The sequence below is a fragment of the Sunxiuqinia sp. sy24 genome (assembly GCF_052677165.1).
On the sequence record NZ_JBQYLH010000003.1, the window covers coordinates 222,801 to 238,701 of the forward strand.

General features: G+C 46.4%; 8 protein-coding genes. All 8 read right to left on the reverse strand.

Features of this window, described 5'->3' with window-relative positions; translation table 11 throughout:
* Positions 1-37 precede the first annotated feature (37 nt).
* Positions 38-2,473, reverse strand: a complete 2,436-nt coding sequence (locus tag ACUNWA_RS04560; RefSeq protein WP_445590701.1) for a DUF4982 domain-containing protein — start codon at positions 2,471-2,473, stop codon at positions 38-40.
* A 90-nt stretch (positions 2,474-2,563) separates the two neighbouring features.
* On the reverse strand, positions 2,564-5,620 hold the full coding sequence (locus ACUNWA_RS04565; RefSeq protein WP_445590702.1) for a glycoside hydrolase family 2 TIM barrel-domain containing protein: 3,057 nt from the start codon (positions 5,618-5,620) through the stop codon (positions 2,564-2,566).
* Positions 5,621-5,671: 51 nt separating this feature from the next.
* Positions 5,672-7,990 (reverse strand): beta-N-acetylhexosaminidase, encoded by a 2,319-nt coding sequence (locus ACUNWA_RS04570; RefSeq protein WP_445590703.1) that lies wholly within the window; start codon positions 7,988-7,990, stop codon positions 5,672-5,674.
* Between the two features lie 104 nt (positions 7,991-8,094).
* A complete protein-coding gene (locus tag ACUNWA_RS04575) occupies positions 8,095-9,387 on the reverse strand; it encodes a glycoside hydrolase family 27 protein (RefSeq protein WP_445590704.1) in 1,293 nt (430 codons plus the stop codon).
* 40 nt (positions 9,388-9,427) lie between these two features.
* Positions 9,428-11,071 (reverse strand): sulfatase-like hydrolase/transferase, encoded by a 1,644-nt coding sequence (locus tag ACUNWA_RS04580; protein ID WP_445590705.1) that lies wholly within the window; start codon positions 11,069-11,071, stop codon positions 9,428-9,430.
* Positions 11,072-11,090: 19 nt separating this feature from the next.
* On the reverse strand, positions 11,091-13,130 hold the full coding sequence (locus tag ACUNWA_RS04585; protein WP_445590706.1) for an alpha-L-fucosidase: 2,040 nt from the start codon (positions 13,128-13,130) through the stop codon (positions 11,091-11,093).
* Positions 13,131-13,149: 19 nt separating this feature from the next.
* Positions 13,150-14,703 (reverse strand): sulfatase family protein, encoded by a 1,554-nt coding sequence (locus ACUNWA_RS04590; RefSeq protein WP_445590707.1) that lies wholly within the window; start codon positions 14,701-14,703, stop codon positions 13,150-13,152.
* A gap of 243 nt (positions 14,704-14,946) precedes the next feature.
* On the reverse strand, positions 14,947-15,813 hold the full coding sequence (locus tag ACUNWA_RS04595) for a glycoside hydrolase family 16 protein (RefSeq protein WP_445590708.1): 867 nt from the start codon (positions 15,811-15,813) through the stop codon (positions 14,947-14,949).
* Positions 15,814-15,901: the final 88 nt, after the last annotated feature.

Consider the following 15,901-nt stretch of genomic DNA (forward strand, 5'->3'; position numbering starts at 1 on the left):
TGTTCGTTACTTTCTCCTGTTAGCAAGAATTCAATTGCTACTCTGCCTTGATCACAAGCTTAGCAGGTTTCAATCCTTTCCCTTTAACTTTCAGTGAAATTTCTCCGGTTTGGTCTTTCAACGACTGCACCGTTACCACCAGTTTGCCGCTAAATGCTTTCATGGTTGGTAGATGAAATAGCTCCAGCGAAGTGGCATCGCCGTTGCAAACGGCCCGAAACCCCCCTGCTCCACTTACACTAATATTCAGCCTATTAGAAGCACTCGGGCAAGGATTCCCGTTTCGATCAACAACAGTTACCGTTACATAGCTCAAATCTTTTCCATCAGCATCAAGCACACTCCGGTCAGCTGTTAACTCCAGATGATGAGGTTTACCCGCGGTATGCACCTCTTTTTCAGCAACCGGATTGCCCGACTCATCAAAGGCAACGACTTTTAAGGTTCCCGGTTCATAATGAACATCCATCCACATCAGCCGGTAGCGGTGCTGGTTGCTTTCCCGGCTCTTGTGCTGTATGCCCTGGCTTACGCCGTTGACAAACAGTTCAGCACTGTCGTAGTTGGTGTAAACAAATACAGGGGTTACTTCGCCTTCGCGACCTTCCCAGTTCCAGTGCGGTAGCATATGCAGCGTTTCGTCTTTGGTGTTCCAACGACTACGGTATAAATAATAGCGATCTTTAGGAAGCCCTGCCAGGTCACAAATACCAAAATAGGAACTGCGTGAAGGCCACATTTCGTCATAAGGGGTTGGCTCGCCCAGGTAATCAAAGCCGGTCCAGACAAACTCGCCAATCACCCATGGTTTATCATCCTGCAATACAAAATCATCATCCGGAACATTCGACCAGCTACAGGCTTCCAGATCATAGGAAGAGCACTGAAGGTCATCGTAGGTTTTATTTTTGGCATGAACTACCGGAAATTTGTAAATGCCCCGGGAGCTAACGGTTGATGCCGTTTCCGATCCTAAAATTAATCCTTGCGGAAAACGCTCATAAGCTTCTTCATACAGGTGCACGCGGTAGTTCAGTCCCGGAATATCCATCACCGCACCAAAGCCACTTTTCATCGTTGCATTCACCTGATCCATGCCCACAGTAACCGGACGTGTCGGATCTTCCCGGTGAAAAATATCCTGCAGCCATTTGGCTCTTTTCACGCCCACACTGCCGTGCTGGTCCGGCACTTCGTTACCGGAACTCCACATAACAATACTCGGATGATTGCGGGTTGCATGAACCAGGTTAATAACATCCTTTTCGGCCCACTCGTCAAAAAAGCGGTTGTAACCATTCTTCACTTTGGGTTTGGCCCATTCATCAAAGCTTTCAGCCAAAAACAAAAAGCCCATCTCATCGCAAAGTTCCAACTGTTCCATCGACGGCATGTTGTGCGAAGAACGAATGGCATTGCAGCCCATATCTTTCAGGATCGTTAACTGGCGACGCAAAGCGGCCTTATTCACTGCAGCTCCCAAAGGCCCCTGATCGTGATGCAGACACACGCCTTTAAACTTGGTGGACTCTCCGTTCAACAGAAAGCCATGTTCAGCGGTATAGCTGATTTCACGCACGCCAAAGCGAATCGTTTCTGCATCTTTCAATTCATCCCCTTGATAAAGTTTGAGCTCTGCATGGTATAAATTCGGATGCTCCGGCCCCCATAATTGCGGAGACGGAATTCCCAGGTTCAATTCAATTCCATCTCCAAACTGCTGGGAAGATGAGTTGGAGGCAATCACCTTTCCGGAGGCATCCTTAATCTGTGCTTCAACCCGGACTCCACTCCCACTCACCCGCGACTGAATCCGGACCTTAGCCAGTTCGTCGGAAATAAACGGAGTAGTAATAAAAGTTCCCCAGTGTTTAAAACTCAACTTATCTTTTAGAATCAACTGAACTTTCCGGTATAAGCCAGCTCCGGGGTACCATCGCGAAGCAAAAGGCTGGTTTTCCAGCCGAACAGCCACCAGGTTCTCTCCTTCTTTATTCAAGTATTTCGTAATATCGAAATAGAAATAGCTGTACCCATAAGGGCGCTCCCCTACTTTCTGACCATTGACATACACCTGCGCTTCGCTCATGGCACCATCAAAAACCAGCAAAGCCTTCTTTTCCGGGATCAAATCAGGCACCGCAAATGCTTTTCGGTACCAGCCCACGCCAATATGTGGCAACGCACCAGTTCTTCCGGTCTTTTCAGTAGCCACCTTTTCCTTGTTTTGGGTAATCAGAACGGTTTGCTTATCCACCTCCAGATCAAACGGCCCATAAATCGCCCAGTCATGCGGAACCGACACGGTTTGCCATCCTGTCGTTGACAGGCCTGGCTGTTCTGCTCCGGAAACATCTTCCCGCACAAATTGCCAGTCATCCTCAAACAAATAGACTTGACGGATGGGTTCATCAGCAGCACAGAATACAAGCCAAAAAGCGAATCCAAGGATCAAATGATTTATCAATTTCATATTCTTTTTTTATTCAATCAGCTAATATAAACTGAAACAGGAGCTAATCAAAAAAAATCAGCTCCTGTTTCTATCTTAAGTATCTTACATTTAAAGAACGGGCTGAACCGTAAAATTAAATGAATAATCTTTCACTTCCACTTCATATTGCGGCAATACTCCCGGACCACAGGTGGCTGTTCCAACACCCGTTTGCTCGGCATCCAAATGAATGGTCACCTTTCCGGTGCGGTACAATTCGTTTACATGCTTGGCCTTTTCTATTACCTCATCGGCATAAGGACGAACACTAAACTGAAACTGTTTCTCCGAGTCAAAAGCCAAACCTTTTCCGGCTTTGTTTGTCAGGTTCATCCAGCGCGTATCTGTCCGGTTACCGGTAGCCTGCGGAACCACATAATAGTGGAACATACGCTCAGCAGTTGTTTGGTAAATACCAATGCGTCCCGACTGCTTCCTGTCAGCTTGTGTTTCATGGTCACCACGGCCCAAGTAGCTCACTTGGTTGTAGCTATCCTGCATTTCAAAAGTCAGTCCCACACGAGCAAAGGTTTTCACCAGGGTATCCACCGGAGTCAATTGTGTTTTAATGCTGAGTTTTCCAGCTTTATCCAAGGAATAAACAAAAGTTACATCACCCACTTTTTGCTCTTTGCCATTGGTTAATTCCACAACGGCTGTTCCGCCTTTCGAATTTGTTTTTACTGAAAGAGCTGTCTGCTTCAATTGATTGATTCCGGCAGCTTTCCATAAACGGGCACTTTTCCAATCGCGGTTGTCGTTCTCGGTAATCGGACGATACAGGCTTAAAACAACGGGCGATGCCAGCATTTCTTCTCCATTCACCGTGTATGATTTTAAAGCACCAGTTTCCTCGTCAATTTGAATAGCAACTTTTGCTTCGCTCTTAACAGCACTCTTCTTTTTGAATGATTTTTCAGCGATTACAAGCTGATCATAGGCGACCTCTGGCACTTCGTTGCTCCAGCTTGGTTGCTCGTTAGGTGTCCAGCTTAAATCCAGGTAAGCCTCACCGATCTGCTTTGGAAGCTTCACTTTTCCTAAAGTAACAGTGACCAGTTCCTGAGGAGCTGCCTCAACCACCTGGTTTCCTGCTTTAATTACCTGTCCATCATCGCCGGTAACTTTCCAGTTCAGCGTGTAGGCATTCAGGTTCGTAAAATCAAACCAGTTTTTAACCGAAATCGACAGGTTTTCCGAATCAACCAACGAGCTTTTGATATTCTGATACACCTTCTTTACTTCATACAAGTGCGGATGTGGCTCACGGGCTGCATTAATCAAACCGTTGGCACAAAAACTTCCGAAACTGGGAACATTCTCGGGGCCATAGTCGCCACCATAAGACCAGTACCATTTGCCTTTTTCATCCACTTCGCGGAAGGTCTGATCAACCCAATCCCAGATGCAACCTCCTTGTGCCATTGGCTCGCTTTCGAACACATCCCAGTAGTCCTGCAAACCACCAACGCTGTTTCCCATGGCGTGAACATACTCGCATAAAATAAACGGACGGTAGATATCATCACGCGAAACGTATTTCTTAATGTCATTCACGCTGCGGTACATGCGGCAATAAATGTCGGTATTGTAGTTTTCCTCGGCACGTTCGTATTGAACCAAGCGCGAAAAATCAGCAGCTTTTAGCCAGTCGTAAGTGCGCTCAAAGTTGATTCCATTGCCCGCTTCATTACCCAACGACCAAATAACAATGGCCGGGTGGTTTTTAGACCGATGAAACATGCGCTGAACACGATCCATATGAGCAGGCAACCAGGTAGAATCCTTCGCCAAAGAAGCTGGTCCGTAGCCCATTCCGTGCGACTCAATATTGGCCTCATCAATCATGTAAAGACCATATTGATTACACAGTTCGTACCAATACGGATGCGTTGGATAGTGCGAGTTACGTACCGTGTTAATGTTGTGCTGTTTCATCAACAGAACATCCTGCAACATCAGTTCCTTGCTCACCGTGCGTCCTTTTTGTGAGTGCTCGTGGCGGTTCACCCCTTTCACCAAAATCGGTTTCCCGTTCACACAAAACTGTCCGTTTTTAATTTCCGATGTACGGAAACCAATCTGGCGTCCTGTCAGGTGCTCGTCCCCTTTCGCAGTTTCCAGTTCCAGTACCAATTGGTATAAGTAGGGATTTTCGGCACTCCAGGCATTCACCTTCGAAATCACTTGATCTTTCAACTGGTAATTTCCTGTTCCTTCGGAAAACTCGCCGGCAACTTTTCCGGAGAATACCGTTTTGTTTTGCTGATCCAACAACTGATATTTCAGAACCGGCTTGTCTTCTGAAACGCCTTCAACCAGCACATCCAGACCAAAAATACCATCCTGGTAGTTTTCCTTCTCCAACGAAGCCGTTACGGTATAGTCTGCAATATGTGCTTTCGGCGTGCTGTACAAATACACATCCCGCTCAATGCCACTCAGGCGCCAGAAGTCCTGACACTCCAAGTACGATCCGGCACTCCAACGGTAAACTTCAACAGCCAAAGTATTGTCACCTTCCGTCAGGTAGTCAGTAATGTCCCATTCTGAAGGCGTTTTTGAACCTTGGTTGTAACCCACCATTTCGCCATTCACCCATACATAGTAAAAAGAAATTACCCCTTCCAGGCAAAGCACCACGCGGCGTCCATCCCAGTTTTCGGGCACGGTAAACGTCCGACGGTATGAACCAACTTCGTTCTCCGCGTAAGGTACCAAGGGAGGATTCTTCTTAAAATTGAACAGCTCGTGATCAAATTCATAACGCTCGTTCACATAAATAGCGGTACCATATCCCTGGCGCTCCCAGTTTCCGGGCACCTGAATGTCAGCCCATCCTCCGGTATAAAAATCAGGTTGATAAAAATCTTTTGGCCGGTTATCCGGATTTTTCACCCAATGGAATTTCCAGGTTCCGTTCAAACTTTGGTAGTAAGGCGATGTTTCATACTCGCCCGACAAAGCAGACTCTTTGTTTTGATAAGGCCACACGTAACTGTGTGGTGCCAATTTGTTGAGTCCAACAGCATACTGACTTTGCCACTCCGGCAATTCCTGCGCTGCTAGCGGGAACAAAGCCATTCCCAGCAAACATCCCAATAATAAAAAGCTTAGTTTCTTCATTCTTTATTCTCTGGTTAATAATTACAAATTCAATGGTTCTGATGAAGCCGCTTAGTTCACGATCAACTCATCAAAATACATCCAGGTCGCTTGCCCTTCCCGTGTATGCCCAACAGGACAGCGTCCCGGGTTTTCAACCTCAACTTTCAGGTAACGACCACTCACATTCAGCGCTCCAAAATCAAGGTCTTTAATTTGGGTTCCACGCTCAAAAATACTTGTTTCCGACTCGGTAATTTCTGCTACCTGCCGGAAGTTTGTCTGATCATCCGAAACCGACAAGCGCACAACAGCCGGGCGGTGCACTCCCATTCCAAAGTTGGATACCGTACCCAGCTGAACGGTTGAGATCGCTTGTTTTTCTTTCAGGTCAACCACAAAGCTGGCATCCTGATTATACCAGCCAGCCCATTCAAAATCGCTGTGCCGATCGCTGCCTCGAACTCCGTTAGTCAACACATAAGCACGCGCATTTTCAGTAATTACCGGACAAGCAGTTGCTCTATTCTTCAGCAGATCCAAGGTCAGGTTTTTTCCCATTTGCTTGCCGGCACGAAAGGTAGCCGCCTGAATCATCGTAGCCGTTTCCACCTGAATGGTGTCGGCATACAGCATAGATGTAGCCTTTGGTGCCGAGCCATCCGTGGTATAACGAATCTCCACATCAGGACGAATGCAGCTTAAAGCAACCTGTAAGTTTCCGTCAACCGGCTGTACCAAATGGTCGAGGTTGTACATGGACCTGGCATAAGTTATTCCTTTCTGATCCATGTGAGTCAGGTAGTTGTCCAGGCCGGGCAAAAATCCTGCCCAGTCTTTTGTTCCTTTCGCCGACCAAGCCACTTCAGCCAGCGCAGCCAAACGTGGAAAAACTAAATATTCAACATCTTCGGGGGTACTGCAGAACTCCGTCCACAGCGAGCCCTGAACACCCATTAGCAAGCTATCAATACCTTCCTCCCAATCGGGCTGAACCGGTTCGTAGTCATAAACATCTTTCAGGGTGTTGTTACCAAAATAGGTTAATGGTTCAAACCACTGCGGTCCCTGATAACGAATCAGGTAAAGTTTCCGGGCAGGGGTCATCACAAAACGATGTCCTTTTCGGGCAGCTTTCAAAGCGGCATAGCCATACCCACGCCAGCCAAAAATAATGGCATCTTCCGGAATTTCACTATTCGTCAACTCATCCCAGCCCATTACTTCTTTGCCTTTACTTTGCACGTAACGACTCATCCGTTTCATGAAGTAACTTTGCAGTTCTTCTTCATTCGGAATTTTTTCAGCCTTCATTCGCGCCTGACAATCGGGACACTTTTTCCAATAGGTTTTAACAGCTTCATCTCCTCCAAGGTGAATGTATTGAGAAGGAAACAACTCAGCAACCTCATCAATTACATCTTCCAGAAAGTGAAAAACCTCTTCTTTTCCGGCGCAATAAATAATTTGGGTGTTCTTCCCTCCCCCGCCAGGCAAAACGTGAATATTTTGATCGACGACAGAACAAGCCAGCTCAGGATAAGCCGCCAATGAGGAATTGGTATGAGCCGGCATTTCAATTTCAGGAATGATCTCCACCTGGCGCTTTTGGGCGTAGGCTATCATTTCCTGAATATCATTCTGGGTATAAAAACCGCCAACTGTCGCTTTTTCACCCGGGTTGGCATTTGGACGCGCTGGGAAAGGCTCGTTGCGGGGCACCCGCCACGCTCCCACTTCAGTTAGTTTCGGATATTTTTTTATTTCAATCCGCCAACCATTGTCATCCACCAAATGCAGATGCAACTTATTGATCTTTAGCATAGCCATGCCATCAATCATTTTCAATACCGTTTCCTTTGGAATGAAATAGCGTGATACATCCAACATGAGTCCGCGATAAGCAAACCGGGGCGCATCAGTAATGCTGACAGCCGGAACAGTCCAGCTACCTTGTTTTGTACTTCCCCCCTCTATAGCGGCAGGCAGAAGCAGTCGGAGGGTTTGCGTAGCATAAAAGAAGCCCGACTCGCTGCTGGCTTTAACCCGAATTTCATTTGGGTTCACTTCCAGGCGATACGCCTCATTGGCTAAAGTTGAATCGTGCTGAAATACGAAATCAGCTTCCGCTTCATCCCGGATAATATGTGGTTTAAAACCGACACCTGTTTCCAGCAAATCCAGGAACTGATCAGCCACCTTTTGCTGTTCGTCGTTTTCAACCCGGCAAACAGTATTTGCTGAAAATTGGAACTGACCTTCCTGTTCTTCCATCGAAACCGGAGCCGGCACGATAGCTGTTTCCTCTGTTAAACGGTTCTGGCTTGACGAGCTGCAGCCCAAAACAAGGCCGAACAAAGCAAGCAGGAGTATGTAATTTATTTGCTTCATCTTCTTCGTTTTTATAAACAACAAGACAATTGTTTCCCGTGATGACAAGTTTTGCTTTTGATAAAAAGCATCACTCATCAACTGACCTTTGCTCAAAAAAACAACTAGTCGCGGGCTTTGTCTTCGTATTGATACACGTTATAAGGAATCGGCTCACCATTCAATTGAAGAACCACAACTCCATGTGCGGGAACCTCTAAGCTTAAAGTTTCATCATGCGATGGCTCATAATCCTTTTTAGTCCATAAATCGCGTGCCTGGTAACCTTTTGAGGCGTCAAGACCAACAGCTTCCAAGGAAAAAGAAATGTTTGCTTTTTCGTTTGAACGGTTAAGCAATGCAACAGCCAGCTGCCCACTCACATTCGACACCAATGGTCGTCCCCAAACTTCCTGCTCCCCATAGTCCACCAGTCGCCTGGCCTGGTAAACAAAAGGACTTTGATTGATGGCTATCAGCTCTTCATTGGTCACCAATTCGATCGTTTCTTCCGACATGGTCGTCAAGTCATTTCCCAGCAGCAGTGGCGAGTGCATTAAACACCACATCGAAAAATGTGCCTTATCCTCTTCATAGGTCATTCCACGTCCGACCTGCAACATGTCCATGTCGTTGTAGTGCCCATAAGAAGCATGTTTCCACAAGTCGGCATTCAGGTCAATGATCGCCAGGATAGAACCAAATTTATTGTCGATGTCGCCTGAAATACGCCACGAGTCAGCCACCTGAGTGACCCAATTTCCGGGAAATTTCCATCGACAAACATTGAATACAACCGATGGTTTAATGGATTTGGCTAAACGAGCCAGCGTTGTATAGCGTTGTTCCTCATCCAAGCCCAGCCAATCTCCTCCGCACCAGTCTACTTTTATAAAATCGTAATTCCAATCAACTAAAAATGTGTTTAAATCTTGTCTGTCATGTCCAAAAAGTCCCATGCCAACGCCAATAGTATCTTTGTCCCAATAGGAAGCACAGGTGTTGATCCCCGCATCAGAATAAATTCCGGCTTTCAGTCCTTTGGCATGAATGTAATCAGCAATAGCCTTCATCCCATCAGGAAACCGCTCCGGGTGAGCCAGCAAGTTTCCTTCGCAATCGCGTCCGCCAAAAAAACCATCATCTACATTAAGGTAAGTATACCCAGCGTCATTCAGTCCCAGATTGATCATCGCATCAGCCTGTGCTTCTATAATATCCTGATTAATATTGACCCGGTAATTATTCCAGCTAGCCCAGCCCATTACCGGAGGATGCAGTTTGGTTTGTGATTCCAGCATTGACTCCCGATCGCTCATTGAATTGGTGGACTGCTTATCATTGCTGCATGAAAAAAGCAGCAACATCATGACGAAACTTCCCAGTTTGGCTGTCCAGTTGAATTGAATTATTCTCATATCTTTTGTTTTATTTAAACGAATCTATTCGGTCATTCTTTTAATTAATTGCAGGTGCTCCAAGGTCGCTTTTTACCCGAATTCCCCAGCCACGTCCATCCAACGGATAAACCTGATTTTCCTTCGCCCATTTCTCCCATAACTCTTGCATTTCGTTGGCCTTTTGAGGCTGTTCTTCAATCAGGTCATGCATCTCTGTCGGATCCGCTGTCAAATCATACAACTCCCAGTCCCCCTCGTAGGGAGGCTGTGGATTCCTTTTGCGCACCAGCTTCCAATTGCCACCAATTACCGCGCAGTTTGCTTCATGTTCGAAGAAAAGTGGCTCGCGAAGAAATACATCGCCGTTCATAGCGGGCACCAAACTTTTTCCGGGAAGCGGATGAATGGCTGATCCTTCAACCGATTCGGGATAATCGGCTCCCGCCAATTCAGCCAGGGTTGGCATCAAATCAATCACATGAGCCACCTGTTTGGTAACTGTTCCTTTGGCTTTAATTTGTTCGGGCCAGTACATCACCAGAGGTGTTGAAATGCCTCCCTGATGCACAAAGCTTTTATATTCGCGAAAGGGCGTATTACTAACATTGGCCCAGTTGGTCCGGTAACTCTGTGCCGGCTCTTCATTCCCCAGCTGAGGCAGATCATCCAGTGTCAGTTTTCCGCCCTGGTACTCAGCACAACCACCGTTGTCACTCAGAAAGATGATCAAGGTGTTGTCCAATTCGCCATTGTCTTCCAAGGTTTGAACGATCTGTCCAATGCCTTGGTCCATCCGGTCAATCTGGGCAGCGTAAACTGCCATCCGCGCATCCCAAACCTGCTTTTCCTCTTCCGTCAAACTGTTCCACTCCCGAACATTGGCATCGCGCTCAGTAAGCTCCCAGTTTTCATCGACAATTCCAAGCGCTTTCAGGCGATCAAAGCGCTGTTCGCGATTTTTATCCCAACCATCGATAAACTGGCCACGGTATTTGGCAATATCTTCCTGAAGCGCATGCAACGGATGGTGTGGCGCATAGTAAGCCACATAGCTGAAAAATGGTTTGTCTTTTTGCGTTTCAAAATGATGATTTAAGAAAGAAACGGTTGAATCCGTCACTGCCTGAGTCAGGTAAAAATCATCCGGAAGCGCCACCCGATCATTCCCATAGGTCATGGTTTCGGTAGTAAAATAGCTACCACCGCCAGTCAGGTGTCCATAAAAACGGTCAAATCCGCGCTGAAGCGGCCAGTTGTGTTTGGGGCCATCTGCTTCCATAAACGGGTCGTAGGTCAGGTGCCATTTCCCGGTCATGTAACAGGCATAGTCAGCCTGTTTAAGTAACTGGGCCATGGTTACACATTGACGGTTCAAATCGCCAGTGTATCCGGGACTTCCCAGGTTTGAGGCTGTCATCCAGCCCATACCCGTTTGGTGAGCATACAAACCCGTCATCAACGAAGCTCGGGTAGGACAACAACGCCCTGTATTGTAGGCTTGCGAAAAGACAACGCCATTATTTGCCAGCATATCGATATTGGGCGTTTGAATACCTGATCCCATAAATCCAAGATCAGAGTAGCCCATATCGTCAGCCATAACCAACAAAATATTGGGTCGTTCCGATGTCGTTTTTTCTGGTGTTGGGGTGCAGCTTAACGCCATCACCCCAACCGAGAAAATGCTAATCTTTTTCAGCATTGCTTATGTTGTATTATCGCTATTTGGAAATCACATCCAGCTCGGCAATGCCCAGCACACATTGACCATCGGCAGCAGCTGTTGTTGCAAACTTTAAGAATTGACTGGTAACCTTTTTACCCAAGTCAATGGTTTGAGTAATCGGATTATTCCGGATATTAGAAAAATCACCGGTTGCCAATTCCGTCCAGTTTTCGCCATCCTCGCTGATCGAGATCTGGTAGTTTAGAGCAATTCCACGCGACCAACGTGCCTGATCCGGCAGATAAGTCAATCCGGAGAAAGCAATTGCTTCGCCAAAATCAACCACCACTTCCTTCACGTTATTGGCGCTGACCCAACTGGTGTAGGATTTACCATCAAACAAAGCCAGTTTAGCAGCATCGGTACCAACAACAGTCCACTTCTTTTTCGATAAGCCAAACCTTTGCTCGCCAAGTTCGCCGTGATTTTCGCCGCTGTAAACAATGGCTTTTACGGTAACTTTTCCGTCATTCAGAAACGGCTCGGTATATTGGTTTGACTTACGGGAAGGTGTTGATCCATCCGTGGTGTAAAACACTTCACCAAATTTTTCGGGTGAATAAATGCTCACCATGCCCCTCTGACCACGACGAATGGTCGGTTCAGCCAAAAGTATTGGCGCATTGTAAGCCGATACTTTGGTAATCATTGCAGGAGCAAGTGCTTCTTCGATGGTTATTCGTACCTTTTGCGTGGTGATGGGCAGGAAGCGCAAAATCCGTTTGTAGCCAATGGTTGTTTCTCTCGTCAGCTCTTTCCAACCATTGTTCTGCCAATAGTCAACCCGGAACGCTTTTACCCGCTGTCCTTCAGGAATATATTCCTGAAGCAACAGGCGATTCAATGTTAGTGGGTTCCTGAAATCAATTTCCAAAAAGCTCTCATCTCCGGCTGCCTGCCAGTACGAATCGTAGTTATTGTCAAAAGCCTTTTTCAGTTTTTCCTTGTGGTCCGAAGAAAACCGACATTTTGAACTTACCAGATCTTCTTTAAAATCCAGCTCCAGTTGTCGTTTCCACTGCAACAAACGCAACGAGTCAATCGGATGGATCAATCCACGCTTGTCGGGACTCAGGTTAAGCAGCAGCAAACTGTTGCGGCCCACACTTTCGTAGTAAATATCCATCAAACGAGGCAGTGACTTCACCTGGTGATCTTCCGCAGCATGATAATACCAACCCGGACGTACCGAGACATCGGTTTCTGAAGGCAGCCAGCGGGTGCCGTCTTCATGCCCCTCGTTCAACTGGGCAGGAAAGCTCTTGTCTTTACTAAACTGATCGTTCGGACGCAAGGAGCTCCAGTGCGTTTTGGCAGCGTGCCCCTCTTCATTGCCCACCCAACGAATGTCGGGCAAACCACCTCCATGCACAATGCAGTTGGGCTGCAGTTCGCGAACCAAGCCAATAAATCCTTGCCAATCGTAATAATCTTTGCTGATGCTGCGGTTGTGTAGTGAATCGGTTCCGTAATAGCCACGTCCGCCATTGGCGCCGTCAAACCAGATTTCAAAGATGTCGCCGTAGTTGGTCAGCAGTTCTGTCAGCTGATTTTTGAAGTATTGGTTGTATCCGGGCTTTCCATAGTCGGGATGGTTACAATCCCAAGGCGAGAGGTAAAGCCCCATTTTCAGGTCATACTCTTCGCAAGCATCAGCAAATTGACGCACCACATCGCCTTGTCCATTTTTCCAGGGTGAATTTTTCACGCTGTGCTCGGTATAAGCCGAGGGCCACAAACAAAAACCATCGTGGTGTTTGGCTGTTAGGATGACCCCTTCCATGCCAGCATCTTTACAGATTTTCACCCACTGGCGACAATCAATTTCGCTGGGGTTAAATAGTTCGGGCGATTCATTGCCGTACCCCCATTCCATATCGGTAAACGTATTCACACTGAAGTGAATAAAAGCAATGGTTTCAAGCTTCTGCCATTGCATCTGCAAATCCGTCGGCTTAATAAATTTATCTTGAGCAAAGGCACCTGCTTGCCAGTTGACAAACAGGGCCGTTAGTAATATTAATCGTAGTTTCATGAGTAGTTGAATGTCTATTTTATTGCTGAGTTAGAATTGGATCCTGGTACTGCTCCTGCAATTTCCGAAGCTCCACTTTCAGTTTATCAGCTAATTCCTGATACTCTGCTTTCCCGTATAGATTGTTCATTTCGGTTGGATCGTTTTCCAGATCGTACAATTCCCACTCATCAATGTCGTTGTAGAAATGAATCAATTTATAGCGGTCAGTGCGAATTCCGTAGTGACGTTTTACAGCATGCTCAGCCGGATACTCGTAGTAGTGGTAATACAAGCCATCGCGCCACTCGGCTGTTTGCTCTCCGTCAACCAATGGCAGCAGCGACTCGCCCTGGATATCTTCCGGAACAGTAACACCAGCCAGGTCGAGGAATGTAGGGGCATAGTCGATGTTTTGTACCAGCTGATCGATTTTACCGTGTGCATCATATCCTTTTGGGAAGCGCATCAGCAGCGGTGTGCGGAATGATTCTTCATACATAAAACGCTTGTCGAACCAGCCATGTTCGCCCATGTAAAAACCTTGATCGGAAGTATAAACCACCAGCGTATTTTCAGCCAGTCCGTTGTCATCCAAATATTTCAACAGGCGACCTACATTGTCATCCAATGATCTCACACAAGCCAGGTAATCCTGCATGTAGCGGTTGTATTTCCACTCGGCAAGTTCTTTCCCGCTGAGGTTTTGGGCTTTGAAATCTTCAATAATCGGATCATACACGGCATCCCAGGCAGCACGCTGTTCATCAGTCATGCGGACATATGCACCTTTCTCGTAATACGAACGATAAGGCGTTTTTATGTCTCCTTCCTCGTCCAGCATTTTCAGGTCATACACCAAATCCATATCTTTGATGATGCTCATCTCCTGCCCGGCAGCGGCCGTTCTTCCTTCGTAATCATCGTAGAAGTTATCCGGCAAGGGGAATTTCTGATCTTTAAATTCATTCAGGTATTTTGTTGGCGGCATCCAAACGCGGTGCACCGCTTTATGATGAACCAGCATACAAAATGGCTTGTCCTTATCACGTTGATCCAGCCATTCGGTGCTGAAGTCGGTAATCACATCAGTCACATAACCATCATAACGTGTTGTTCCGTTTTCATCAATGAAATCGGGATTGTAATAGCTTCCCTGTCCGGGTAATATGTTCCAGTGGTCAAATCCGGTGGGTTGACTTCTCAGATGCCATTTCCCAATTAAAGCCGTTTGATAGCCCGCCTGTTGCAACAATTTAGGAAATGTTTGCTGATTCCCGTCAAAGGTGTCCGAGTTATCACGCTGCCCATTGGCATGACTATGTTTTCCGGTCAACATGACCGCCCGGCTAGGTGCACAAATGGAGTTGGCCACGAAACTGTTGGTGAAAGTCACCCCTTCGTTAGCAATCCGGTCAAGACCAGGCGTTTGAATAAAACGATTATCATACGCGCTCAAGGTTTGAAACGAATGATCATCGGTCATGATAAAGATAATGTTCGGTTTTTCAGGCTTTTCGTCTCTTGGAGCCGAAGAGGTACATCCGGCAGCAAAAGAGGCCAAACCACATGCTAGTAATAAATTACGATTCATAGGATTTTATATTAGTCTTTGTTATTGAATTCTTTCATCGGGCCAGGGAGCTGGTTTTGTGTTTCCTTAAAGGAAGGACGGTCTGCCCCCATGTTAAAAGCAACAGATCTGTTTCTCGATTTTAATTTCATTGGTTCGTTCAGTTCTTACAAATTACTATAAAACATCGTCCTTAGTCAACAAATCTAATAAACGTTTAGGACAAGCTCCAATGGCACTGTTAAATGATCACTTCAGCTTGATTTAGTTTTCGCCGGCATCGTCTTTTACCTCCCAAACTTTGACATAGTCAATTGCCATTTCGTAAGGGAAACCACTAGTATCGGTAACATTTCCGGGCCAGAAATACACGCCGGAAGTTCCTTTATCGGCACAAGCATAATTCAGGATGATGTAAAAATCGGTTTCAAAAGGCCAACGAGTTCCATTTCGCTGATCTTTCTTATAAGTCAGGGTGGTTTTTCCATTTACCTGGAATTCAATTAAGTTCTCCGACTTAATGATCCCATAAGTATTATAATCGTTTAAATCAATGGTTGCGGTTATGCTTGGAGCTGGCTTTAACTCTTTTCCTTGGGTTTCTGACTGGTGAATGACCTGATAAACGAAAGCATCGTTATTTAAATGCTCCATCACGTCAATTTCACCGCAATCAGGCCAACCATTGTATATCGAATTTTCAGGCATCAGCCAGATGGCCGGCCAGGCTCCCTTACCCGAGCGTGTGAACTTAGCCCTTACTTCGAGCTTGCCATTTCTCATACTGTACTTGCCTTTCGACTGAATCGCGCCGGTTTCGGGAAGGTCAGTCTCTTCGTTCCATCGTGCTCTCATGTGTAAAGCACCATCTTTTACTTCGGCCAGGGAAGCATCATTGGGAACAACATATTTGTTCCAAGCCGATGACCATGACTGAGTCTGATAACTAGCCCAGGTTTGGGCGTCGTAGGCCGTACCGTCAAAGTTATCTTCGAAAACCAATTCCCACTCCAACTCTGTTTCCGGATTCTCTTCTTCCGGAAAAATGACAGGCTCGCTGTCCTTGCTGCATCCTTGGGAAAAGCATAGCACTAGTGCCAGTCCCAGAAATAGTCTTGCATTTTTTTTCATGAATTTTGATTTCATAAAGTTGGCAATAATCCCTACTTGTTTCCAAGTCTGATTATTGCCAACTCTTATTATGGTTTTTCAGTATTCT